This is a genomic window from Ruegeria atlantica, assembly GCF_947495585.1.
Classification (GTDB): Bacteria; Pseudomonadota; Alphaproteobacteria; order Rhodobacterales; family Rhodobacteraceae; genus Ruegeria; species Ruegeria atlantica_G.
This window is the reverse complement of record NZ_CANLZK010000001.1, coordinates 812,066-835,532: the sequence shown is the minus strand read 5'-3', so window position 1 is coordinate 835,532 and position 23,467 is coordinate 812,066. Positions and strand designations below refer to the sequence as shown.

Genomic DNA, 23,467 nt, shown 5'->3' with positions numbered 1-23,467 from the left:
TTGCCCGTCCAGAGGGGAACTGCATCAAACGGAAAAAAAGTTCTGCCTGTTCATGCTGACCTTGAAAACATGGCATCGACTGAAAGTGCGTCGGAAGTGTAAACTTGAGATTTTCCATAAAGATCAACTAGATGTGCGAACACGTTGCGTTCAGCCGCGGGCAAAAGCGCGGCTGGCGTGTCGGTATAGACGCGCTCGGCAAGTTGGCGGGCGTTTCCGGGCTGCTCCTCCAGCGCCGCCAGTATCTGCGCCTCGCGGGACAGCCGGTGAGTGATCAGCCAATCCAACCGTTCAGAAGGGTTGGTGATCGGCGCACCGTGACCCGCGTGAAACACGGCCCAATCCCGCGCACGCAACCTGTGGCACGCCTGCATAAAGTCTGTCAGGTCCCCATCCGGTGGAGAAACCAGTGAGCTGGCCCAGCCCATGACGTGATCGGCAGTAAAGCAGACATCGCCCCAACCCAAAGCGATATGATTGCCCAGGTGACCGGGCGTATGGATGACCTCAAGTTGCCAATCGTCGCCCGCGATCACCTCACCATCCGCCACTTCGACATCCGGGCGAAACGCAGTGTCTATCCCTTCGCCGCCGCCGGCCAGACCCTGCCGCGCCAGTTGTGCCATCACTGCGCTGCGTCCGGCCTGCGGTCCGCCAAAGGCCAGAATCGGCGCACCTGTGCGTTCAGCCAATGGCGCCGCGAGCGGCGAGTGGTCCAGATGGCTGTGCGTGACGATGATATGGCTGATCCGCTGTCCGGGGCGCACCGCGTTCAGAATCGCCCCAAGATGCGCATCGCTCAAAGGACCGGGATCAATAACCGCCAAATTACGTTCTCCCAAAAGGTACGTGTTCGTACCGCGATAGGTCATCGGGGACGGATTCGGGGCCAGTATCCGCCGCAGCCCGGGTTGTAAGGCGATTGCCAGACCGGGGGGCGGGTTGAAATCGTCAGGCGCCTGCATTCTGAGCTCTTTCTCTTGGCGGATCAGCCCGTTAGGTTTAGCGCATGTTCAGTCGATGGCTCAAACAATATATGCCGCGCAGCCTGTATGCCCGGGCCGCACTAATTCTGGTTCTTCCAGTTGTCGTACTGCTGTTGGTGGTTGGGATTGCCTTTTTGCAAAAGCATCTCGAAGACGTCACCGCGCAGATGACCAAGACCGCCACGCGCGAAGTGACGTTGGTGCTAGAAACCATGAAAAGGGCCGAGACCCAGCAGCAGGCGCTGGCAGCGATACGCCTGGATTTGTCGGTGCTTGATATGAAAGCCCGTTTTGTTGACGGCGACGAAAACCCGATGACGGACAGGCGTCGCTGGTACGATTTTATCGCACCACAGGTCGAATACCATTTGCGAGCGGGGCTGCCCGATCTGGTCGCAGTCGCTTTGCCTTCGGGTGATGAAGCTCGGTTGTATCTTGAAACCGATCTGGGGCTGCTTCAGTTGACGATTGATCGTCGTCGCCTGTCGCCCACGGCGCCGCATCAGTTGATTGTTACCATGATGTTCTTTGCCGTTGTGATGACGACGATCTCATTCCTTTATATGCGCAATCAGCTGCGGCCTATTACCCGCCTTTCTGACGCTGCGCAGGCCTTTGGTCGGGGCAGGGTAGTGCCATATACGCCGGGGGGCGCAATAGAAGTGCGCGCTGCTGGCAGTGCGTTTCTGGAAATGAGGGCTAGAATCGAGCGACAGATGGAACAGCGCACGATGATGCTGTCGGGTGTAAGCCACGACCTGAGAACACCGCTGACGCGGCTGAAACTGGGTCTTTCCATGTTGCCCGAAGATGAGGCAGCACCGCTGAAACAGGACGTGGACGAAATGCAATTGCTGCTGGATGCGTTCCTTGATTTCTCACGTGGCGTCGCCGAGGGGCCAGCCGAGGCGATCGAACCTGCTTTGTTGTTGCGTCAGATCGTCGAAGACGCGCGCCGGGCAGGTCATCAGGCCGAATTAGTCTCAGTCGAAGGTGACGGCACGGCGATGCTGCGCCCCATGGCCATTCGCCGCGCGGTCGAAAATTTGATTGGCAATGCGGTGCGATATGGCAACCGGGCCGAGGTCAGCTTGTCCCTGACGCCCAAAACCATGCGCATCCGGGTCGAAGATGATGGACCGGGTATTCCGGTAGAGCAGCGCACTGAGGCTGTAAAACCGTTCTCGCGCCTTGATCCCGCGCGAAATCAGAATCAGGGCAGTGGCGTTGGTCTAGGATTGGCGATTGTTGCGGATATTGCCCGCGCACATGGAGGCGTTCTGCGACTTGGCAAAAGTGAAAGGCTGGGCGGTCTTTGCGCGGATATCATTGTTGGGCGATGATTTTGGTGAGATCGGAATTCACGTTTTGTGTCGCAACCACAAGCGGCGCGCATTTTTTATTTGGTCTAAAGCACCGATCACCCCGTACAACCTTTAGAATGGGAGGAAGTCATGACCAATAGTTTCGACGTGAAATCATCGTGGGTATCGGTAATGGATGAAACGAAAAACCCACTAAAGAAATACTCTCTATCCACAGCACACATGCTGATGCAGATGTTGGCATGGATGTGGAGCGCAATCTTCTCGTTGATGGTTGGTAGCTATTTTGTTTTCGGTGTAACCGCATTGGGCCATTTGCTTCTGATCGGCGGGTTGTTTGTCACCTTGGCAGTTTTCCAAAAGGCTGAAGCGACAGATCCTGAAGCGTTGAAGCGTAAAGTTACCGCCTCATATTAGACCGAACGGCTTTTTCCGGGGTTTTTTGGTCCAATTCTTGACTCGCTCCGTATCGCCTTCACTACCCCAACTGCCGCCCGCGTTGTTTGTAACGGTTTCCCTCCGAACAACGCGGGTTTTTTTGGGCGGGGACGAGTTCGTACCCTAGCTTCGAATGCTGTGTAACTCGCCCATTAGACTTGAGGCGCATTTCTATCGTAACGTTACAGAACGTCTTTACGGCATAGGTTTAGGTATGGACAACACTGTATTGTATTTCTTGGTTGGTATATTTGTCGTCGGGCTCGTGACGCTTGGATATTACTCAAAAAGCAGTGGCGCATTGATCTCGATTGTCATCGTAGTTGGCGTATTGGGTGCGATGGTCGGATACTTTGGTGGATACTTCGGTGAACCTCCAAAGTAGGTAGGGACTTCAATTGGAGGTTTGCCGGTGCGCTTTGGCTTTGAAAGCCTATTTCCATTTCGAAAACGGCACAAAAAAACCAGCTTCGCGATTCGAGTGAGCGGAGGGGTCGCGAAGCCGGTTGATTTCCTCCTACTGGGTGCTGGTCGGAGGCTGGGATGCACATGTATGGGACGTGCAAGATCACAAAAACATGAATTTACAAGTTTCGCTAAATGGAAATGGGATAGCCAAAAACCAATCCGAATAGGTGATGTATCCAAAAGTATAGTATGCGGATGTGTCATTTCTCTTGAATGTACCAAATGGCACTTCCGCTTGAGTGGGGACTCCGAACACTAGGGGTTTGAATAAGGTTCAGAGTTACTGGGCAATCCTGCAGATTTAGAAGAATGCATCTTATGTTTGAGCAGGACAGTAGAAACACCATGCACCGCTGGCCTGGCAAGAATCTTTAACTGATAACAATGAAAAAGTAGACGGTGGTAGGCCCGGCAGGACTTGAACCCGCAACCAAAGCGTTATGAGCGCTCTGCTCTAACCAATTGAGCTACAGGCCCGCCTGATCGCTTTGAGTACCATGGTGAACAGCCGCGTCAAGCCTGACCGTTGCAACAAGTCGCACAATCGAATAACCCGCGCGGGAACCATTCATAAGGGGCTGGCCATGACCACGGGCAAGAACGGAATCACCTATGCCGATGCAGGCGTTGATATTGATGCGGGGAATGCCCTAGTCGACCGGATCAAGCCGGCCGCAAAACGCACCAACCGCTCGGGTGTGATGAGCGGGCTGGGCGGATTTGGCGCTCTGTTCGATCTAAAGGATGCCGGATATCAGGACCCGATTCTGGTTGGGGCCACCGATGGGGTGGGCACCAAGCTGCGCATTGCCATTGATACCGGTGTTGTCGACGGTGTGGGCATCGACCTAGTCGCCATGTGCGTCAACGACCTGATCTGTCAGGGTGCTGAGCCGCTGTTTTTCCTGGATTACTTTGCGACCGGCAAACTGGATACCGACACAGCCGCACGGATTATCGAAGGCATTGCTGAAGGCTGTGTCCAGTCCGGATGCGCTTTGATCGGCGGTGAAACTGCAGAAATGCCCGGCATGTACCCGGATGGTGATTTCGATCTGGCCGGGTTCTCGGTCGGCGCGATGGAGCGTGGTGCGCATCTGCCGGCCGGCGTTCAGGACGGCGACGTGCTTTTGGGGCTGGCGTCGAACGGGGTGCATTCCAACGGTTATTCGCTGGTCCGCAAACTGGTCGAGATTTCGGGGCTGGGCTGGGATGCCGCGTCACCGTTCAGCGACGGCACTCTGGGTGAGGCGCTGCTGACCCCAACGCGTCTGTATGTGAAACCTGCGTTGCAGGCGATCCGGGCAGGGGGCGTTCATGCACTGGCTCATATCACTGGCGGTGGCCTGACCGAAAACCTGCCGCGCGTGTTGCCCGAGGGGCTTGGCGCCGAGATTGACCTGAATGCTTGGGACCTGCCGCCTGTATTCCGCTGGATGGCCGAAACCGGTGGGATCGTCGAGGCCGAGATGCTGAAAACCTTCAACTGCGGCATTGGCATGATCGTCGCGTGTGAAGCGGATCGCGCAGATGATCTGGCGGCGTTGCTGGCCGACGCGGGCGAAACGGTTGCGCGGATCGGCACTGTGACCGGGACAGCGGGCATGGCCTATTCGGGCACCCTGTTGTGAGCCATAAGCGCGTCGCAATTCTGATCTCGAGTGGTGGCTCGAACATGGTGTCGCTGGTCGACAGCATGACCGGCGATCACCCCGCGCGGCCCTGTCTGGTATTGTCCAATGATGCGAATGCAGGTGGTCTGAAGAAAGCTGCTGAGCGCGGCATTCCAATCGCGTGGGTGGATCACCGCCCGTTCAAGGGCGACCGCGCCGCGTTTGAGGCCGAGTTGCTGAAACCGCTGGAAGAAGCGCAACCCGATATCGTTTGCCTTGCAGGGTTCATGCGTGTTCTGACGGGTGATTTCGTTTCGCGTTTTCAGGGGCGGATGCTGAATATCCACCCTTCGCTTCTGCCGAAATACAAGGGTCTCAATACCCACGCGCGCGTTATTGAAGCCGGGGATGCCGAACATGGATGTTCGGTCCATGAAGTCACCGCAGCCTTGGATGACGGTCCGATCCTTGGGCAGGCGCGAGTGGATATTGAACCGGGTGATACGTCCGAGGCATTGGCCGCCCGGGTGCTGGTATGGGAACACAAACTCTACCCCGCAGTGTTGCGCCGTTACGCCAGTGGGGATCGGACTCCGGTGTTGCTGCCCTGAACGTCTCAGGGTGATTTACACGCGCGTCAAATTCATCCTATGGTCCGCAATACGGCTGGGTACGGAATGAAACAGACAATCAGCCGCACAGAACAAGAGCAAGAACAGTACCGCGCATGAAAACCCTGACGACGACGCAAGAGCTGGCCGATTTCTGCAAGGCCGCGGCGGATTATGACTATGTCACCGTAGATACCGAGTTTCTGCGCGAACGGACTTACTATTCAAAACTCTGTTTGGTGCAGCTTGCGGTTCCATCTGATGATGAAGGCAGCGCCGTTCTGGTGGACCCATTGGCTGATGGCCTGTCTCTGGACCCGCTTTATGACCTGTTTCGCGATGAAAGCGTGGTCAAAGTGTTCCACGCCGCGCGACAGGATCTTGAGATTTTCTGGGTCGAGGCGTCCGTATTCCCGCAACCTCTGTTCGACACCCAGGTCGCCGCGATGGTCTGTGGCTTTGGTGAGCAGGTGGGATACGAGACTTTGGTGCGCAAGATCTGCAAGGAAGGCGTCGACAAAACCTCACGTTTTACCGATTGGTCACGTCGGCCACTGACAGATGCGCAAAAGACCTATGCCTTGGCAGATGTTACGCATTTACGCCAGATCTACGAATATCTGGCGGCCCAGTTGAACAAGTCGCAGCGTAGTCATTGGGTATCCGAAGAGTTGCGCACCCTGACGCAGCCCGGAACCTACGATATCCGTCCCCAAGATGCATGGAAGCGGGTGAAAACCCGGACGAATTCGGCCAAGTTCCTGGCTGTCGTGCGCGAGCTAGCGCAGTTTCGCGAAGCCTATGCGCAGGAAAACAATGTTCCACGCAGCCGTGTGTTCAAAGATGACGCGCTTATCGAGCTTGCCTCGACCAAGCCGAAAACGCCATCGGATCTTGGCGGTTCGCGCTTGCTGCTGCGTGAGGCGCGCAAAGGCGCGATTGCCGATGGTATTCTGGCGTCGGTGAAACGGGGGGTAAACTGCCCTGCCGATCAATTGCCGCAGGTCGATAACAGCCGTGACAAGCTAAAGATCAACCCGGCGCTTGCCGATCTGCTGCGCGTGTTGCTCAAGTCCAAAACCGAAAGCTCGGGCGTGGCGGCCAAGCTGATCGCAACCAGTTCCGAACTGGACCAGTTGGCTGCGGGCGAGCGCAAGCTGCCTTCGATGTCAGGCTGGCGTTTTGAGGTGTTTGGCGAGGATGCCCTGAAACTGTGTGACGGCAAGATCGCTCTGGCCGCCAAGGGGCAATCCGTACAAGTCGTGTCGCTTTAGCGGCGTTTAGCGCCGCCGGGATTCCAATGTATTTTGTTCGCCGCGAACGCGAACCAGACGGATGTTTCGCAGCTCGTCTCGGCCAACCGTCGTGGCATCATTGACCTCACGCGATCTTTCGGAGCCCAGATTGGTCGCGTAGCTTGGATAGCTGACTTCGAACGTATATTCCAGAATGCCGTTCTTTTCGTTCTCTTCGCTTTCCACGCGTACAAGACGCGCATTGTAAGCCCCCTGTCTTGAGGCCGTACCTTTGACATAGATGATTGCCCCAGTTGGTGTGGGGTCGATGCGTAGCTCATCTACCTTGGTTATGGCAAAGCCGATCACTTCCTTTTCAGGTCGCGAAAACAGACCCGGGCCGTCGCGCCCTTCGGGCACCAGAGCATCAGCTTCGTTTACGGATACTTCAGTAGGGGCGGGTGTACTGGATCCGAACCAATTGGTCGGATTCACGCGCGACTCGCTCCAGCCGCTGCAGGCGGCCAGTGCCAGAGTGCTGACCAATAGAAGAGGTGTTGATTTTTTCATGGTCCCAAAGCCCAGAGAAGTATTTTCAGCAATGGGTTATCGTAAATTCCAAAGATTGAAAACCCACACCGGGGCTGGACAGGTGCCCAACAGAGGCATAGGTCACAAATGTGATCGCAACAAAAAGGACCGCTGCGAAATGGCAACGCCCGCCTTTGAGGAAATCGTCGAGGATTTTGAGTTTCTGGATGACTGGGAAGACCGGTATCGCCACGTCATTGATCAGGGCAAGGCGATGGAGCCGCTGGATGATGCGCTCAAAGTGCCGGCCACCAAGGTGCATGGTTGTGCCAGTCAGGTGTGGTTACATCCCGTAATCGACGCCGGTGTTTTCCGGTTCGACGGTGACAGCGACGCGTTGATCGTGCGCGGGCTGATTGCGGTGTTGCGGTCTTTGTATAATGGCCTGCCTGTTGGCGAAGTCCCAAAGGTAGACGCGGGCGGTGAGTTGGCGCGCCTTGGGCTGAACGATCACCTGTCCGCACAGCGGTCAAATGGTTTGCGGTCGATGATCGAGCGTATCCGCGAAGTCGCGAGAGAGAACGCCTGACGTTCAGGCCGTCGGCTTGCGGGTGGCCCACTCGGTCAGAGTTGTTTCAAGATCGCCATAGCCTGTGAAGCGTCGTTCAAACGTCAAACCCATGCGTTCGGCGCATTCCTGTGCGCGAGCCGTCAGGTCCGGGTCGTCTGTTTGGGCTTGATAGACAAGCTTGGTATAGTTCCCGAAATACATGTCCCGCAGCTGGGGGTGACGATCCAGGCCCAGCGGTTTCCACACAAAGGCGTCAAACTGACGGGCCAAAAAATCCGTTAGATAAAAGGCCGTCGTTTCATCATCGCCATGGTCTTCAAAGGCTTGATTTCCTTCGAAAAAGGAATAGCAGTGCGGGCCTCTGATCATCTCGATGCCCATCTCTTCGCAGGCTTTCTGCAATAGGCCGCCGGTGCCACAGTCGGCATAGACGACGAAAATCTGGTCAAAGTTACCGCGATGCTTGGCAACAGCTTCTTCCACAGCCTGCGTAATCCGTTCAGGGTGGATGTGCAGTATGGCGGGCAGGCAAGTCAGGGTCATATGATCCCAGCCGTTGCGCTTTTTCAGATGCAGGATTTCGCGCGCCAGCGCACCGCATGCCAACAGCAGTATGCCGCCTTGCCGAGTGTCTTCGGTATAGCCTTTTGTCGTCAGGCTTACGTCATCCGGTGTGTTGTTCTGCTGCATCGTCAATTCCCTGAAGGATTGCAGCATCAAAGAATGAATGACGGATCAAGGCAAGCCCGCTTCCGACATCCCGTGTCAGGCCACCGACGCAAGCGTTTCAAAAGATTGAAGCGACGGGCGGGCAGGGGGACCATAAGCAGAGATCCCGTGACTGGCCAGTTCCGGAAACAGCGACAGGATCTCTTGCCGTGTTTCATCCTCAAAACTGTTCCACGCCTGGATTCCGGGGTGAAAGCTCTCGCTCAGGCAGCCTTCGCCCCAGATCAGTTCGTGCTGATCGAACATCAGGTGATAATAGGTCACAAGACCGCCGGGCTTCATCACGATATCGCGGCCGTTTATCAAGTGCTTGGCAGGCGCCAACGCCTCGGCGTGGCCTGTATGCAACTCGACCCGCCAGTCGCTGATCAGCATCCTGTGCTGTTGCGAGACCAAGAGATCGCGATCATTACCAAGTGCACCCGCCTTGATCAGCACAGGCGTGAACACGCCTGCGGCACGCGCGGTCTGAGAGCCAATCCAACGCAGTGTTTGCAACTCATGATCCAGCGTCGGAATCCTGTCGCCCACGCGCAGATTCTCGACCTTGACCAGCCCACGACCGGTCTTGATCAGAGTGCCTGTCGTGAAACATCTGGCGATGTCCCATTCTTGCCGGTTGTTACTCAGACCAGAGTTGCTGTTGTTTGCGATGCCGTCCAGTGTAAGAGACCGTATGCCACTTAGTTCAAGCGCATCTTGGTCCGAATTGGCATTAATCTCGGGAACAAGGTAGGTGTTGCCGTCAGTATCTTGTGCGATAACAGCGGTGATCTGAACCGGGGGGGTGCCATCGACATATGTAATCGTCGCGAAGTACTGCACGGAAGTGTCGAAGGTCTGCGGTGGGCCGCCGTCGATTGAAAACTGGTCCTGGAAGTTTCCGCCGAAAGCTGCGTTGTCGTGGTCATATCGACCGAAAGTGTTGCCGACGGGGCTCCACGTGACGGCATCGTTTAATAGCGGATCGTTCGGGCCTCCAAACGTCTGGCCGACAAGAAGGCCGGCTTCTTCCGCGCCACTGTTTCCTTCAACCGTATCAATGATATCAAGTTGGCCAAGAAAAATAGCATTAAACGTCGTAGGCATAACGCACCCTATATGTACTCGTTAACAACACGTGCGTCACAACAGATTCGCACAATCACAATTGACAGGTAATAAAACCTGTACTGCTTATCAAGCAGTTGAAGACAAAAAGGCCGCCCCGGAAAGGGCGGCCTTGATCATTTCCGTGTCAGCTGGATTAGCTGGCCAGTTGGTTGTGTTTGCGGGATACAAACTCTTTGGCGGTTTCCACCGCTACTGCCGCGTCACGGCAATAGGCGTCTGCGCCGATGGCCTTGCCGAATTCCTCGTTCAGAGGGGCGCCGCCAACCAGTACGATGTAATCTTCACGCCGTCCCTGTTCGATCAGCGTGTCGATGACCACTTTCATGTAGGGCATCGTAGTGGTCAGCAGGGCTGACATGCCCAGGATGTCAGGCTGTTCGGAATCCAGGGCTTCCAGGTAGTTTTCGACCGGGTTGTTGATGCCGATATCGACAACTTCGAAACCAGCGCCTTCCATCATCATCGACACCAGGTTTTTGCCGATATCATGGATGTCGCCTTTAACGGTCCCAATCACCATCTTGCCGACACGTGGCGCGCCGGTTTCGGCCAGCAGCGGCTTGAGGATCGTCATGCCACCTTTCATCGCGTTGGCGGCCAGCAAAACCTCCGGCACGAACAGGATGCCGTCCCGGAAATCGTGGCCCACGATGGTCATGCCACCGACCAGAGCTTTGGTCAGGATGTCATATGGTGTCCATCCGCGTTCAAGCAGGATGTTCACACCTTCTTCGATCTCTTCTTTCAGGCCGTCATAAAGATCGTCGAACATCTGCTCGACAAGTTCGTCGTCGTTGAGTTCGGACAGGACGATGTCTTCTTCATCGGACATGGGGCATTTCCCTGTGCTGGGCGGGCCATCGGCCCGTGGTGGCATTTTTTCCGTTTTGGCCATTTCGTCGCAGTTAGACTGTTACGATTGCGACCTTGGTAGTTCCGGGACCGACCTATACGTCAAATTGTTTGCGATCACGATGGAATTATCTGCAACAACATCCTGCAATCTGTTCACAACCGGGGAAAAACCGGGTGTCCAGGATCGGGGGCGAATAGGGCGGTTCGCACAGTTTTCCTTGTCGCATGGCGATTCAGGGTCTATTGATTTCTGAGTGAGAACATAACGGGAACAAATATGCCTGCACTCAACATAAAGGCCCGCGGCGTGGCCAGTAATGACTCAGGCAGATTCGAACGCTTTGCGACCGAGGCCTGCGACGATGGCTGGGAGATGGAAGAGAAGCTTCCTCAGCTCAGAACTGAGGTCCGGGAAGAGGTCGCGCGCAGTGTGGTCACCTACAACCGATCGCCTGATCTGCCGTTCGACCGCTCAATCAACCCGTATCGCGGGTGCGAGCATGGGTGCGTGTACTGTTTTGCCCGTCCGACACATGCCTATCTAGGGTTGTCGCCGGGATTGGATTTTGAAACCCGGCTGATTGCACGGCCAAACGCGGCAGAGGTTCTGAGGAAAGAACTGTCCTCAGCCCGGTACAAAGTGGCGACCATTGCGATGGGAACAAACACCGACCCCTATCAGCCGATCGAAAAATACCACCAAATCACACGGGCTTGCCTGCAGGTCTTGCAAGAGTTCCAGCACCCGGTCGCAATCGTGACCAAAGGTGCGATGATCGAGCGGGACTTGGATATCCTTACCGCTATGGCGCAACTTGGATTGATTCGGGTCGGCATTTCGTTGACAACTTTGGACCCAGGCTTGTCTCGACGTATGGAACCACGCGCGCCATCCCCTGTAAGACGGCTGGCGACGATCCGACGGTTGACCGATGCAGGAGTGCCGGTACGCGTCATGACATCGCCTTTGATACCGGGTCTGACGGATCACGAATTGGAATCCATGCTGGAAGCCGGGCGAGACGCGGGCGCTGATTCCGCAACCTGGATCATGCTGCGCCTTCCGCGCGAAGTCTCTGAGCTGTGGCAATCCTGGCTGCATCAGCATGAGCTGGCGCGAGCTGAAAAGGTCATGTCCAAACTGCGCGAAATGCACGGTGGTCGTGACTATGACCCGCGTTGGGGGCACCGCATGCGGGGGGAGGGTGAGTATGCCGGGCTGGTGGCCAAGCGCTTCAAGCTCGCGGTCAAACGTTTGGGGCTGGCCACAAAAACACCGCCGCTACGATGTGATCTGTTCTCCAGGCCCGCGCAGGCCGGGGATCAACTGACACTATTCTAAAACAAAAAAAACGCCCCGGACACGGGTCCGAGGCGTTTCGAAATTGTAACCGGCTATCAGCGGTTTTCGATGTCCACATAATCGCGGGTCGTTTCGCCCAGATACAGCTGACGCGGACGACCGATTTTGTTCTGTGGATCTGCGATCATCTCTTTCCATTGGCTGACCCAGCCAACGGTGCGCGACAGCGCGAAGATCGGCGTGAACATTGAGGTGGGGAAACCCATCGCCTCGAGGATGATGCCCGAGTAAAAGTCCACATTCGGGAACAGTTTCTTCTCGGCGAAATACGGATCTTCCAGTGCTTGCTTTTCTAGTGCCTTGGCAACCTGCAGCTTCGGATTGTTGTCTACGCCAAGCAGTTCCAGCACTTCGTCGGCTGATTGCTTCATTACAGTCGCGCGCGGGTCGAAGTTCTTGTAGACGCGGTGGCCAAAGCCCATCAGGCGGAACGGGTCGTTCTTGTCCTTGGCACGGTCGATGTATTCCGGAATACGATCGACGGAACCGATCTCCTCCAACATCTCCAAACAGGCCTGGTTTGCGCCACCATGGGCAGGGCCCCAAAGGCAAGCCACACCCGCCGCGATACACGCAAACGGGTTTGCGCCCGAGGATGACGCCAGACGCACGGTCGAGGTCGACGCATTCTGCTCGTGATCTGCGTGCAGCGTCAGAATCCGGTCCATCGCGCGGCTGAGGATCGGGTTCACCTCATATTCTTCAGCGGGAACGGCAAAGCACATGCGTAGGAAGTTGGACGCGTAGTCCAGATCGTTGCGCGGATAAACGAAGGGCTGGCCGATGTGATACTTATAGGCCCATGCGGCGATCGTCGGCATCTTGGCGATCAGACGGTGCGAAGCGACCTCGCGCTGATGCGGATCAGATACGTCGGTTGAGTCGTGATAGAACGCCGACATTGCGCCAACGACACCCACCATAATCGCCATCGGATGCGCATCCCGACGGAAGCCGCGATAGAAGTACTGCATCTGTTCGTGCAGCATGGTGTGGCGCGTGATGGTGGTTTCGAACTGCTCTAGATCTTTGGCTTGCGGCAGCTCTCCGTACAGCAGCAGATAGCAAACTTCTAGGAAATGCGATTTTCCGGCCAGCTGGTCGATCGGATAGCCACGGTGCAGCAGCTCGCCTTTTTCGCCGTCAATATAGGTAATGGTGCTGTCACAGCTTGCGGTCGACGTAAAACCGGGGTCGTAGGTGAACACTCCGGCATCGCTGTACAGTTTACGGATGTCGATGACGTCAGGTCCAGCGGTCGGAGAATGAACCGGCAACTCGTACGTTTCACCATGGACTGTCAGAGTGGCTGTTTTATTGCTGTCGGTCATAGTGTCCCTTCCTCATTCTTACGCATGTCGAATCGCTGTCCGACCTTGCGGGCAACGGCTGCGCGCGGGCGCGCAGTCCGGGTGTTAGCGGAGCAGCGTTACCCAAATATGAAGATTGGGTTTACGTCGCTGCGTCAGAAAGCCGGGCCAGGGTTTCTTCCTTCCCCAGCACAAGCATCATGTCAAAAACTGAAGGCGTCACTGCCCGACCTGCCAACACAGCCCGCAACGGACCCGCCAGTTTGCCGAACTTAACCTCTTTCGCTTCTGCAAACGAATTTAGGGTTTGCTCCAGTTCGTTTCGCGTCCAGCTAGCATTTTGCACGTGCGGCGTCAATTCACTCAGTATACCATCGGATACTGAGGTCAGCGCTTTTGCAGCCTTTTCATCGGGGTCAATTGGCCGAGATGTCAACACAAAGTGAGCTTTTTCAAGAAGTTCCGGGAACATCCGCGCGCGATCCTTGAGGCAATACATCGCACGTTCCAGATCACCGGATTGTGTTTCCGTGAGGTTAGGTAAATTTGCCGCTGCCAGATAGGCTTCGATCTCTTGCCGCAATGCAGCATCATCCGCGATGGCGATGTGCTGTCCACACAGATTTTCCAGCTTTTTCAGGTCGAAACGGGCGGGGCTTTTGCCGATTCCGTCAAGATCGAACCACTCTTTGGCCTGCGCGTCCGTAAAGAATTCATCATCGCCGTGGCTCCAACCCAAACGCGCCAAATAGTTGCGCATACCAGCCGCTGGGTAACCCATGGCCTGATATTCCTGCGCGCCCAAAGCACCGTGGCGTTTGGACAGCTTTTTACCATCCGGCCCGTGGATCAGGGGGATGTGCGCCCATACCGGAACGTCCCAGCCCATCGCCTCATAGATCATCATCTGCCGCGCGGCGTTGTTCAGGTGGTCGTCTCCACGGATTACATGGGTCACGCCCATATCGTGATCGTCGACCACAACTGCCAGCATATAGACCGGAGTGCCGTCCGACCGCAGTAGGATCATGTCGTCCAACTGATCGTTGCGAATGGTCACGTCACCCTGAACCTGATCGCGGATTACCGTCGTGCCGTCCTGAGGCGCTTTGATGCGGATCGCAAACGGAGCGTCCGGATGGGAGGACGCGTCTGCATCGCGCCAAGGGCTGCGGAACAGGGTCGATTTCCCCTCGGCCCGCGCTTGTTCGCGGAAGGCCGAGATCTCTTCCTGCGTTGAAAAGCACTTGTACGCCTTGCCCTCAGCCAGCAACTGATGCGCCACCTCGGCGTGACGTTCGGCACCCTCGAATTGACTAATTACATCGCCGTCGTGATCAAGACCCAGCCACTCCATCCCTTGCAGGATTGCAGCCGTTGCTTCGGGGGTCGAACGTTCACGGTCGGTGTCTTCGATCCGCAACAGGAACTTGCCGCCGCGGCCGCGGGCATAAAGCCAATTGAACAGCGCCGTACGGGCCCCGCCGATATGCAGGAAACCGGTTGGGGACGGAGCGAAACGAGTGACGACCTGATCGGACATTGTGTGGATTAACCTTTTGGTAACCGTGTCGGGCATAGATTGGCGCCTGTCTAACGAGCCGGAAGGACGGGGGCAACCATGCGTGTTCTGGCACGGGTCGAGGCCGCATTACTGAACCAGACAGGGTATTTGTTTCAGTGGTCTCCGGTGTGTCTGGCCGTCGGTATTGGTCTGTATTTCAGCCTGCGGTTTGAACCGGGCTGGATGGTTTACGCAAGCCTCGTGGCCGTGATTGCCATTTGCCTGGGCGTGGCGCGCAGGCTGCCGTCTGGCTGGGCTACGTTGACAACAGGGGGGGCGCTGATCGCTGCCGGCTTCATCCTGGCAGGTGCGCGCGCCCATACGGTAGCAGAGCCGGTCCTGTCATGGCGCTATTACGGCCCGGTCGAGGGGCGGGTCGTAGCCATGGATCGCTCTGCGTCGGATGCGCTGCGGATTACGCTGGATCGGGTGCGTATAGGGGATGTGCCCGGTGACCGGCGGCCGCGGCGCGTGCGGCTCTCCCTGCACGGCGGCGCACGGTCACTAGCGCCCGGCCAAAGGATCATGACCACTGCCCATTTGTCGCCCCCACAAGGCCCGGTGGAACCGGGAGGGTTCGATTTTCGGCGACACGCGTGGTTTCAACGACTGGGGGCCGTGGGATACACCCGAGTTCCGGTGCTGATCGCTGCGCCCCCGCAGCCCGAAGGCATCCGCATTACAGCACGGCGAATGGCGATTTCCAACCATGTCCGCACGATCCTGCCGGGTGAGATTGGCGGGTTTGCGGCCGCCGTCACAACGGGTGATCGCAGCGGTATGGGGCAAGAAACGCTAAAGTCACTGCGCGCTTCCAACCTGGCGCATCTGTTGGCGATTTCGGGCCTCCACATGGGCCTGCTGACCGGGTTCGTCTACTTGATGTGCAGGCTTTTGTTTTCAACCATTCCTGCGCTGGCTCTCAGATTGCCTGTGCGCAAACTGGCGGCTGTCTGTGCGATGGTCTCGGCCACGATCTACTTGTTACTGTCTGGGGGAAACGTCGCCACGGAACGCGCCTTTGTCATGGCGAGTGTCATGTTGATGGCCATACTGATCGACAGACGCGCTATTTCCCTACGGGCCGTTGCGGTCGCCGCCCTTATTGTACTCATTCTGCGCCCCGAATCCTTGCTTAGCCCGGGGTTTCAAATGTCTTTTGCCGCAACGACAGCGCTTGTGGCGGTGTTCGGAGCGTTGCGTAAATTGGGACCGATGCCGGGGCCAAAGTGGCTGAAACCTGTCGCGGGCCTTCTGATTTCCTCGGCTATCGCGGGGTTTGCAACCGCGCCAATTGGTGCGGCGCATTTCAACACATTGTCTCACTATGGCCTTCTGGCCAACATGCTTTCGGTGCCGGTCATGGGCATGATTGTCGTCCCCTCGGCCGTGGTGGCAGCACTGCTGTCGCCATTCGGTCTTGAGATGGTGCCGCTGGCAGTGATGGGGCTGGGTTTAGAGTGGATTCTTGCGGTTTCGCAATGGGTATCGGGATTTGACGGCGCGCAAGGATATGTTGTCAGCCCGCCGACCCCTGTCCTGCCGCTAATTGCGCTTGGCGGCCTGTGGCTTGCGCTGTGGCAAGGACGGGCCAAATGGGTTGGGGTGGCACCAATGGCCGTGGCGTTGATATTATGGGGGCAGGGAAATCGCCCTGAAATACTGGTTGCGGATAGTGGTGGTCTTGTTGGCGTGATGACCGAACAAGGACGCGCCTTGAGTAAGAAAAAGGGAAGCGGGTTTGTCGCAACCGTCTGGCTGGAAAATGATGGGGACGGGGCAGATCAGCTGCATGCGGCCAGCCGTTGGCCGCATGATTCCGGCACCATTCAACGGTATGACTGGCAGGGCAAAGAGGTGTTGCACGTTACAGGCAAACGCGCGGCGCGCGGGATCAGTGCCTGCAATGCCGATCAGATCGTGATTTCTGCCGTGGCGCTGCAACTGTCCGGTGGCTGTGAAGTCTTTGATCCGAAACGGCTGCTGGCAACGGGAAGCCTGTCCCTGTCGGGCGGCAAGATCACAACGTCTAAAGAGGTGATGGGCGACAGGCTCTGGTCCCCGAACACATCCGGGAACCGAGCTACCAAGCAGTTTTAGTAGCTGCGGATCAGTCCAACCAGACGACCCTGCACCTTGACCTTATCTTCCGGCAGAACGCGGGTTTCATAGGCGGGGTTCGCGGCCTCAAGCGCAATCGCCTGCCCGCGGCGGAAGAACCGCTTCAAGGTGGCTTCCTGATCTTCGACAAGAGCAACAACGATATCGCCGTTGTCGGCAACCGAGGTTTCCCGGATTACCACCACGTCGCCATCGTTGATACCCGCGTCGATCATCGAGTCGCCACGCACTTCCAGCGCGTAGTGCTCTCCTTTTCCGGAAACCATTGTTCCGGGTACCGCGACGCGGTGCGAGACGTGGCTGATCGCTTCGATTGGAACACCGGCGGCGATGCGGCCCATCACTGGCAATTCCATCGCATCGACGGTCACCGGCTCAAAGTTCGCGGGGCGGGGGCCGGAAGGCTTGTCGCCTTCGATCACACGCGGCTTGAAGGCCACTGTGGGTTCTCCACCCAGGCTTTCCGGCAGTTTGACGATTTCAATGGCCCGCGCACGATGCGCCAGACGCCGAATGAACCCACGTTCCTCTAGTGCCGTAATCAATCTGTGGATGCCGGATTTGGACCTGAGGTCCAACGCGGCCTTCATTTCATCGAAACTGGGCGGAACACCGTCCGCCTGAACGCGTTTGTGAATGAATTCCAACAAATCCAACTGCTTCTTGGTCAACATTGCTCACACCTCATCGGTCATGCGTTTTCTTTTGTTCTACGCATGTTCACGTTTTGTGTCAACGGATTTGAGCGGGATTTAGATCGGCAGGTAATGAACCTCATCCCCGGCAGGTCGGGCGGGGTCATGCGGAGTCCGCACCAACAGAGCATTTGCCTGCGCCAAAACGCTGAGCAGTGAACTGTCCTGATCGGAACATGCGCGAATGCCGGTTTCATCCAGCATAGCCCGCATGTAATGCTCACGCGGACCGTTTTCGCCGAGCGGTTCAGCAAGCCTTGCGGTTCGCAATGGGGGTAGGACCTGTTCGACACTCAACATCCGACGTACCATTGGCAACAGAAAGAGATAGCCACAAACCATTGCACTAACAGGATTTCCGGGCAGGCCGACCATTGCCGTTTGTCCCAATCGACCTGCCATCAGGGGTTTGCCGGGGCGCATTCGGATCTTGTAGAAAGATTGCTCCATTCCCAGCCCGGTTGAGACATCTGACACCAGATCGTAATCTCCAACCGATGCGCCGCCGATGGTCACAACCAGATCCGCTCCTTCGGCCAGTCCGAAGGCAGTTTCAAGCGATGAGACCGTATCGCGCGCGACCGGAAGGATGCGGACGTGTGCGCCAGCGCCCTCCAGCAGTGCTTTCAAGCCAAACGTGTTGGATGCGATGATCTGATCGGGGCCCGGGGTTTCGCCCGGCATCACCAATTCATCACCGGTGGAGATCAGAGCGACGACAGGTTTTCGAGTCACTGGTACGGTCGCAACATTCATCGCCGCCATCAGCGCGATGTCCTCGGCGCGCAACTGACGTGGGGCCGAGATCTTCGTGCCTGCTTTGAAATCGACGCCCGCAGGTCTGATATTCGTTTTTGGGCTTGGCAGGTCCGAGATTGTGATCAGGTCGCCGCGACGTTCGGTATCTTCTTGTATGACAACGAAATCAGCACCTTCGGGGACTGGGGCGCCGGTGAAGATACGCACTGCCTGTCCGGGCCCGACGCGACCGGTGTAGCGGTTGCCAGCGGCCGACTCGCCGATGACCTTGAACATCGCGTGCAGCTCGACCTCAGTCGCTTTTAGCGCGTAACCATCCATCGAGGATGCCTCAAAAGGCGGCTGGTCGCGAGTGGCCTCGATATCCTGAGCCAGAACACGACTTGCGGCGTCGGACAAAGCAACGGTCTCGGCTGGAAGGGGCGATACCAGTTCAAACAACAGCACACGGGCCTCTTCGACAGTGATCATTTCGCTTCGTAACGCCCTGATTTTCCGCCATCTTTCAGCAATACGCGGATGCCGCCGATTTCCATAGCCTTATCTACGGCCTTGGTCATGTCATAGACCGTTAGCGCAGCCGTGGACACGGCGGTCAGCGCCTCCATCTCGACACCGGTCTGGCCCGATGTTTTGACTGTGGCCTGGACCTGCACACCGGGCAAGTCGGGATCCAGCGTCAGTTCGACAGCTACCTTGGTGACCGGGAGCGGGTGACATAAAGGGATCAGATCAGGCGTTTTCTTCGCGCCCATGATGCCCGCAAGACGCGCCACGCCTAGAACATCACCTTTCTTGGCGCGGCCTTCGGAAATCAGATCAAAGGTGTCCTGCGCCATTTTGATGTGGCCAGCCGCCACGGCGACGCGGTCGGTGACTTCCTTGTCCGAGACATCGACCATATGGGCCTGTCCCTGAGCATCAAAATGGGTCAGCGGCATCACATGACTCCGGGGATTAGAGGGCTTGCCAAAAGGTGGCGGGTGGCTGCTGCCACGTCGTCCTGACGCATCAGGCTTTCACCGATCAGGAAGCTGCGCGCGCCGTAACGTGCGATGTCTGCCAGATCTTCCGGTGTGCTCAAACCACTTTCGCAAACGATCGTCCGGCCTGCTGGTACAAGCTTAGACAGGTGGCGCGTCGTATCAAGAGATGTCTCGAAAGTCTTGAGATTACGGTTGTTTATCCCAATCAGTGAGCTTTTCAGCTCTGCTGCACGTTCCAGTTCTTCCTGGTTGTGAACTTCGATCAGGACATCCATACCCCAGTCGAATGCAGTCTGTTCCAGTTCGGCGGCTTGGGCGTCTTCTACCGATGCCATAATGATCAGGATGCAATCCGCACCCAGAGCACGCGCTTCGACCACTTGATAGGGGTCGTACATAAAATCCTTGCGCAGCGCCGGAAGCTCGGTGGCAGCCCGGGCTTCGGTCAGGTATTCCTTTGCACCCTGAAAACTGGGTGTGTCGGTCAGCACCGACAAACAGGCAGCGCCGCCTTCTTCGTAGGCTTTGGCCAGAGCGGGTGGATCGAAATCCGGGCGGATCAGACCTTTGGACGGGCTGGCTTTCTTGACCTCGGCAATCAGGCCGTAACCCCGACGTGCCGCTGTTCGAAGCGCATCGGCAAAACCGCGAACCTCGGGCGCGTTGCGGGCCTCATTTTCCAGTGTTTCCAGCGACTTCTGCGCTTTGTCTGCCGCAACTTCTTCAAGTTTGTAGGCTTTGATCTTGTCCAGAACCGTCTCGGTCATGCGGCCTCCTGCGTAATTCGGGCCAGGGCCGCGATTTTGTCTTTAGCTTTTCCGCTGTCGATGCTTTCCCGCGCCTTGGCAGCGCCGTCTTTCAAGTCATCAGCAGCGCCTGCAACCACAAGGGCCGCGGCGGAATTCAACAACACCGCGTCGCGGTAGGCCGATGGCGCGCCGTCCAACAAGGCGCGGAATGCGACGGCGTTTTCCTCGGGCGTGCCGCCGATGATGTCCTCAAACGGGTGGACCGGCAGCCCTGCGTCTTCAGGATGCAGCTCGACCTCTTTCACAACGCCATCTTCCAGCGCGGCGACCCAGCTTACGCCGGTGATCGTCAACTCATCCGTGCCATCTGATCCGTGCACTAACCAGGCGTGTTCAGCGCCCAGCAGTCCCAACGTTTCCGCCATTGGGCGGATCAGGTCGCGACTGAACGCACCGGTCAGTTGACGCCGAACTCCAGCGGGGTTGGTCAACGGGCCAAGAATGTTGAAAATCGTACGCGTCCCAAGCTCTTGTCGGCTGGGCATGACATGCGCAATCGCAGGATGGTGCATGGGCGCCATCATGAATCCAATGCCGACCTTTTGCAGAGCCTTTTCAACGGTTTGCGGCCCTACCATAACGTTGATGCCCAGCTGTCCCAAGGCGTCCGCGGCACCTGACTTAGAACTGAGGTTTCGATTGCCGTGTTTGGCGACAGTGACACCAGCCCCAGCCACAACAAACGCCGTGGCGGTTGAAATGTTCAGAGTGCCTTTGCCGTCGCCGCCAGTGCCAACGATATCCATCGCACCCGCCGGTGCTTTCACCGCATTGCACTTTGCACGCATCACGGCGGCAGCGGCTGCATATTCGTCCACCGTTTCACCGCGTGTGCGCATCGCCATCAGCAGGCCGCCAATCTGGCTGGGCGTGGCTTCGCCATCAAACAGGATGCTAAAAGCCTGTTCAGCCTCGGCACGCGTTAAGGGTCGATCGGCAGCGGCTCCGATCAATGGCTTCAGAGCGTCGCTCATGCAGGAACTTTCATCTCGGACAGGAAATTCTTGAGCAGAGCGTGGCCATGCTCAGAGGCGATTGATTCCGGGTGGAACTGGACGCCGTGAATGGGCAATTCTTTGTGTTGCAAGCCCATGATGGTGCCGTCTTCCAGTTCTGCTGTGATCTCAAGGCTATCTGGCAACGTGTCCCGATCCACGATAAGCGAATGATAGCGGGTCGCCTCAAACGGGGTGGGCAAGCCAGCGAACACGCCTTTACCGGTGTGGTGCATCATACCCATCTTGCCGTGGACAATCTCGTGGCAGCGGACAACGTTGCCGCCAAACACCTGCCCAATCGTCTGATGACCAAGACAGACCCCCAGAAGAGGTGTCTTTGTTTCGGCTGCCGCTTCTGTCAGCGCCAGACAAATACCGGCCTGATCGGGATCGCACGGACCGGGGCTAAGAAGGATCCCCGCGGGGTTCATCGCCATGGCTTCTTGCACATCCAGGGCGTCATTTCGTCGAATGACCATTTCGGCGCCAAGTTCGCCTAAATAGTGTACCAGATTGTAGGTAAACGAGTCGTAGTTGTCGATCAGCAGCAGCATTTGGGCACTTGTCTCGGCTTGGGCATTTCGGACTGGCGATACAGCCCTTGGCCACGGTATAATGTCGGGACATACATGCTCAGGCTTGCGGGGCAGCGTCAAGAGGACATCCTGTTCAGGGCGCAATCGCAGGCCAAAGGCGCGGTAAACGGCGTTGAGGCGATCGAAGCAGGATGAAGGCGAGAGGCAGTTAAGATGGGCGGATTTTTAGGCGGGATGATCGCAGGGGCGGTCGTTGTTGGTCTGCTTGGTGTGGTACTATCCCTGAATACCCCTTTGACCCGGAAACCGGTTGTAAACGCCGAGGCCCCCGAGCCTGCACCGGCTGCGACCCCCGAGGTCAGCACCGAAGCGGCTGAGACGGTGGCAGATGCCGATCTGGTGACCGCGCCGCCGGTGACATCCGATGCGTCCGGGGATCAAACGGACAATCTTGCAGGGCTGGCGGACGTGGAGACTGTGCCAGACACTGAGCCGACGATCAGTGAGGCCGTCACGCAGGTCGAAGGGGTCGAAATACCTGAAACGGTTGAGGTAACCACATCAAACGAGGCTCCGGTTGTGCCGCAGTCGCCTGCGCAATTGCAGCCATTGCCCAGCACCGAAGGTGAACCGATTATCTCGGAAACCGCGCCGGAACCGCCGGTTGCACCTAAGCAAGAAGAGACCATTGCCGAGGTTGAGCCGCAGCCCGCGCCTGAAGTTCTGGAAATACTGCCCGAGCCGGAAGTAGAACAGGTGCAGCCCGAGGTGACAGAGGCCCAGCCTGAAGTCGCAGAGCCGTTGCCCGAAGTCACCGAAGCGGAAATTGAACCAGAGCCTCTGCCCGAGCCCGAGGTCGCAGCGGTTCAACCGGAACCCGAGCCGCAGCCTGAACCCACGGCAATCGAACCCCTGGAGCCCGAGGTCGATCCGCTTGAGGACAACCCGATCGCGGTAGAAGGGGAAGAAGACCCACAGCTTAAAAAGCTGCCCCGGATCGCAGCGGTCCCGCAGATCGGCGGTGAAGAAACGGATACTGACGGTCTGACCATTGGTAAACGAGTCGTCCCGCTGACTGAACGCGATGACGCGCCGGTCTCAGCGGACGAGCAACCCGCGATACTTCTGCCCGGTAAGCCAATTGATGCCTATGCCGCCAAGTTCGAAAACCCCGAAGCCAAACCACTTATGTCGATCATTTTGATTGATGATGAAGGGGCCTTTGGAGCCGAGGCGTTGAAGGATTTCCCATACCCACTGAGCTTTGCCGTCAGCCCGTCTGACCCCGATGCGGCCGAAAAAATGGCCCGCCATCGCGCAGCGGGTTTCGAGGTTCTGGCCCTTGCCGACTTGCCTAAGGCGGCCAGCGCACAAGATGCTGAGGTTTCGATGGCTGTGTGGCTGGACACTCTGCCGGAAACCGTTGGTATTCTGGAAGGCGTGGGAACCGGCATTCAGGGCAATCGCAAACTGGCCGATCAGGTGGCCGCAATTGCCGGTGATACCGGGCGCGGGCTTATCACCCAGGATAATGGCCTGAACACGGTCCAGAAACTGGCCGCTCGCAATGGCATCCCTTCCGGGGTCATCTTTCGCGACATCGACGGTGCCCGTCAGGACCCAACGATCATGCGACGTTTCTTGGATCAGGCGGCGTTCCGGGCTGGTCAGCAGGGAACTGTCGTCATGTTGGGACGGCTGCGACCGGACACGATCTCGGCCCTGTTGCTATGGGGGCTGGAAGATCGCGGTGGCCGCGTGGCCATGGCCCCGATTTCAGCGGTCATGACGCAAGAAGCTCAGTAAGGCTGAAGATGAAAAACGGCTGACCATGAGGTCAGCCGCTATTCT

Annotated in this window: 23 protein-coding genes and 1 tRNA gene; 10 read left to right on the top strand and 14 right to left on the bottom strand. The window is 57.3% G+C overall.

All coding sequences use genetic code 11. The features are described from left to right. Positions 1-50: 50 nt before the first annotated feature. Positions 51-965, bottom strand: coding sequence for an MBL fold metallo-hydrolase (locus QMP16_RS04085; protein WP_282151310.1), 915 nt, complete (start codon positions 963-965; stop codon positions 51-53). A 44-nt stretch (positions 966-1,009) separates the two neighbouring features. On the opposite strand from QMP16_RS04085, the gene QMP16_RS04080 reads away from it, so the two are divergent. The 3 genes from QMP16_RS04080 (at position 1,010) to QMP16_RS04070 (ending at position 3,134) form a co-directional block, all read left to right on the top strand. Beyond that, positions 1,010-2,329, top strand: coding sequence for an ATP-binding protein (locus QMP16_RS04080; protein WP_282151309.1), 1,320 nt, complete (start codon positions 1,010-1,012; stop codon positions 2,327-2,329). 111 nt (positions 2,330-2,440) lie between these two features. Beyond that, positions 2,441-2,728: a hypothetical protein gene (locus QMP16_RS04075; RefSeq protein ID WP_282151308.1), complete on the top strand. Its 288-nt coding sequence runs from the start codon at positions 2,441-2,443 to the stop codon at positions 2,726-2,728. Positions 2,729-2,963: 235 nt separating this feature from the next. Next, positions 2,964-3,134, top strand: a complete 171-nt coding sequence (locus tag QMP16_RS04070; protein ID WP_158507028.1) for a hypothetical protein — start codon at positions 2,964-2,966, stop codon at positions 3,132-3,134. A gap of 483 nt (positions 3,135-3,617) precedes the next feature. Here the strand turns inward: QMP16_RS04070 and QMP16_RS04065 are convergent. Further along, positions 3,618-3,694 (bottom strand) — tRNA-Ile (locus tag QMP16_RS04065). Between the two features lie 107 nt (positions 3,695-3,801). Between QMP16_RS04065 and purM the strand changes: the two genes are divergently transcribed. The 3 genes from purM to rnd all read left to right on the top strand — a co-directional run bounded on the left by purM (position 3,802) and on the right by rnd (position 6,715). Further along, positions 3,802-4,848, top strand: coding sequence for a phosphoribosylformylglycinamidine cyclo-ligase (gene purM, locus QMP16_RS04060; protein WP_282151307.1), 1,047 nt, complete (start codon positions 3,802-3,804; stop codon positions 4,846-4,848). Next, on the top strand, positions 4,845-5,441 hold the full coding sequence (gene purN / locus QMP16_RS04055; RefSeq protein ID WP_282151306.1) for a phosphoribosylglycinamide formyltransferase: 597 nt from the start codon (positions 4,845-4,847) through the stop codon (positions 5,439-5,441). The genes purM and purN overlap by 4 nt, the downstream gene beginning before the upstream one ends. 116 nt (positions 5,442-5,557) lie before the next feature. Then, positions 5,558-6,715 carry a ribonuclease D gene (rnd, locus tag QMP16_RS04050; protein WP_282151305.1) on the top strand — a complete coding sequence of 386 codons (1,158 nt, stop codon included), beginning with the start codon at positions 5,558-5,560 and terminating at the stop codon, positions 6,713-6,715. A gap of 6 nt (positions 6,716-6,721) precedes the next feature. On the opposite strand, the gene QMP16_RS04045 is transcribed toward rnd, so the two are convergent. Further along, positions 6,722-7,246 (bottom strand): hypothetical protein, encoded by a 525-nt coding sequence (locus QMP16_RS04045; RefSeq protein ID WP_282151304.1) that lies wholly within the window; start codon positions 7,244-7,246, stop codon positions 6,722-6,724. A gap of 139 nt (positions 7,247-7,385) precedes the next feature. On the opposite strand from QMP16_RS04045, the gene QMP16_RS04040 reads away from it, so the two are divergent. Continuing rightward, positions 7,386-7,796: a SufE family protein gene (locus tag QMP16_RS04040; protein ID WP_282151303.1), complete on the top strand. Its 411-nt coding sequence runs from the start codon at positions 7,386-7,388 to the stop codon at positions 7,794-7,796. 3 nt (positions 7,797-7,799) lie between these two features. Here QMP16_RS04040 and QMP16_RS04035 read toward each other — a convergent pair whose 3' ends face one another. From QMP16_RS04035 to QMP16_RS04025, 3 genes are all read right to left on the bottom strand, one after another. Then, complete coding sequence (locus QMP16_RS04035) at positions 7,800-8,468, bottom strand: DUF1638 domain-containing protein (RefSeq protein ID WP_282151302.1); 669 nt, start codon at positions 8,466-8,468, stop codon at positions 7,800-7,802. Positions 8,469-8,543: 75 nt separating this feature from the next. After that, entirely contained in the window at positions 8,544-9,596 is a 1,053-nt protein-coding gene (locus QMP16_RS04030) for a Hint domain-containing protein (RefSeq protein ID WP_282151301.1), read from the bottom strand. Between the two features lie 157 nt (positions 9,597-9,753). Then, a complete protein-coding gene (locus QMP16_RS04025) occupies positions 9,754-10,452 on the bottom strand; it encodes a corrinoid protein (RefSeq protein ID WP_108858505.1) in 699 nt (232 codons plus the stop codon). A gap of 300 nt (positions 10,453-10,752) precedes the next feature. On the opposite strand from QMP16_RS04025, the gene QMP16_RS04020 reads away from it, so the two are divergent. Continuing rightward, complete coding sequence (locus tag QMP16_RS04020; protein WP_282151300.1) at positions 10,753-11,817, top strand: PA0069 family radical SAM protein; 1,065 nt, start codon at positions 10,753-10,755, stop codon at positions 11,815-11,817. Between the two features lie 56 nt (positions 11,818-11,873). Here the strand turns inward: QMP16_RS04020 and gltA are convergent, their stop codons facing one another. Together gltA and gltX are read right to left on the bottom strand one after the other, a co-directional pair. Further along, the gene (gene gltA, locus QMP16_RS04015; RefSeq protein ID WP_108858508.1) at positions 11,874-13,169 is read right to left on the bottom strand and encodes a citrate synthase; all 1,296 of its coding nucleotides are present in this window, start codon (positions 13,167-13,169) and stop codon (positions 11,874-11,876) included. A gap of 121 nt (positions 13,170-13,290) precedes the next feature. Then, positions 13,291-14,691: a glutamate--tRNA ligase gene (gltX, locus tag QMP16_RS04010; RefSeq protein WP_282151578.1), complete on the bottom strand. Its 1,401-nt coding sequence runs from the start codon at positions 14,689-14,691 to the stop codon at positions 13,291-13,293. Positions 14,692-14,769: 78 nt separating this feature from the next. On the opposite strand from gltX, the gene QMP16_RS04005 reads away from it, so the two are divergent. After that, a complete protein-coding gene (locus QMP16_RS04005; RefSeq protein WP_282151299.1) occupies positions 14,770-16,812 on the top strand; it encodes a ComEC/Rec2 family competence protein in 2,043 nt (680 codons plus the stop codon). On the opposite strand, the gene lexA is transcribed toward QMP16_RS04005, so the two are convergent. From lexA to QMP16_RS03975, 6 genes are all read right to left on the bottom strand, one after another. Next, complete coding sequence (gene lexA, locus QMP16_RS04000; RefSeq protein WP_058271750.1) at positions 16,809-17,507, bottom strand: transcriptional repressor LexA; 699 nt, start codon at positions 17,505-17,507, stop codon at positions 16,809-16,811. The genes QMP16_RS04005 and lexA overlap by 4 nt on opposite strands. A gap of 78 nt (positions 17,508-17,585) precedes the next feature. Beyond that, entirely contained in the window at positions 17,586-18,758 is a 1,173-nt protein-coding gene (locus QMP16_RS03995) for a molybdopterin molybdotransferase MoeA (RefSeq protein WP_282151298.1), read from the bottom strand. Continuing rightward, a complete protein-coding gene (gene moaC, locus QMP16_RS03990) occupies positions 18,755-19,228 on the bottom strand; it encodes a cyclic pyranopterin monophosphate synthase MoaC (RefSeq protein WP_282151297.1) in 474 nt (157 codons plus the stop codon). The genes QMP16_RS03995 and moaC overlap by 4 nt, the downstream gene beginning before the upstream one ends. Beyond that, positions 19,228-20,040 carry an indole-3-glycerol phosphate synthase TrpC gene (gene trpC / locus QMP16_RS03985; protein ID WP_282151296.1) on the bottom strand — a complete coding sequence of 271 codons (813 nt, stop codon included), beginning with the start codon at positions 20,038-20,040 and terminating at the stop codon, positions 19,228-19,230. The genes moaC and trpC overlap by 1 nt, the downstream gene beginning before the upstream one ends. Continuing rightward, on the bottom strand, positions 20,037-21,056 hold the full coding sequence (trpD, locus tag QMP16_RS03980; protein ID WP_282151295.1) for an anthranilate phosphoribosyltransferase: 1,020 nt from the start codon (positions 21,054-21,056) through the stop codon (positions 20,037-20,039). Before trpD ends, trpC begins: the two co-directional genes overlap by 4 nt. Further along, positions 21,053-21,634 carry an anthranilate synthase component II gene (locus QMP16_RS03975; RefSeq protein WP_058271745.1) on the bottom strand — a complete coding sequence of 194 codons (582 nt, stop codon included), beginning with the start codon at positions 21,632-21,634 and terminating at the stop codon, positions 21,053-21,055. The genes trpD and QMP16_RS03975 overlap by 4 nt, the downstream gene beginning before the upstream one ends. A gap of 195 nt (positions 21,635-21,829) precedes the next feature. Here QMP16_RS03975 and QMP16_RS03970 point away from each other — a divergent pair, with 195 nt between their 5' ends. Continuing rightward, the gene (locus QMP16_RS03970; RefSeq protein WP_282151294.1) at positions 21,830-23,422 is read left to right on the top strand and encodes a divergent polysaccharide deacetylase family protein; all 1,593 of its coding nucleotides are present in this window, start codon (positions 21,830-21,832) and stop codon (positions 23,420-23,422) included. Positions 23,423-23,467 lie beyond the last annotated feature (45 nt).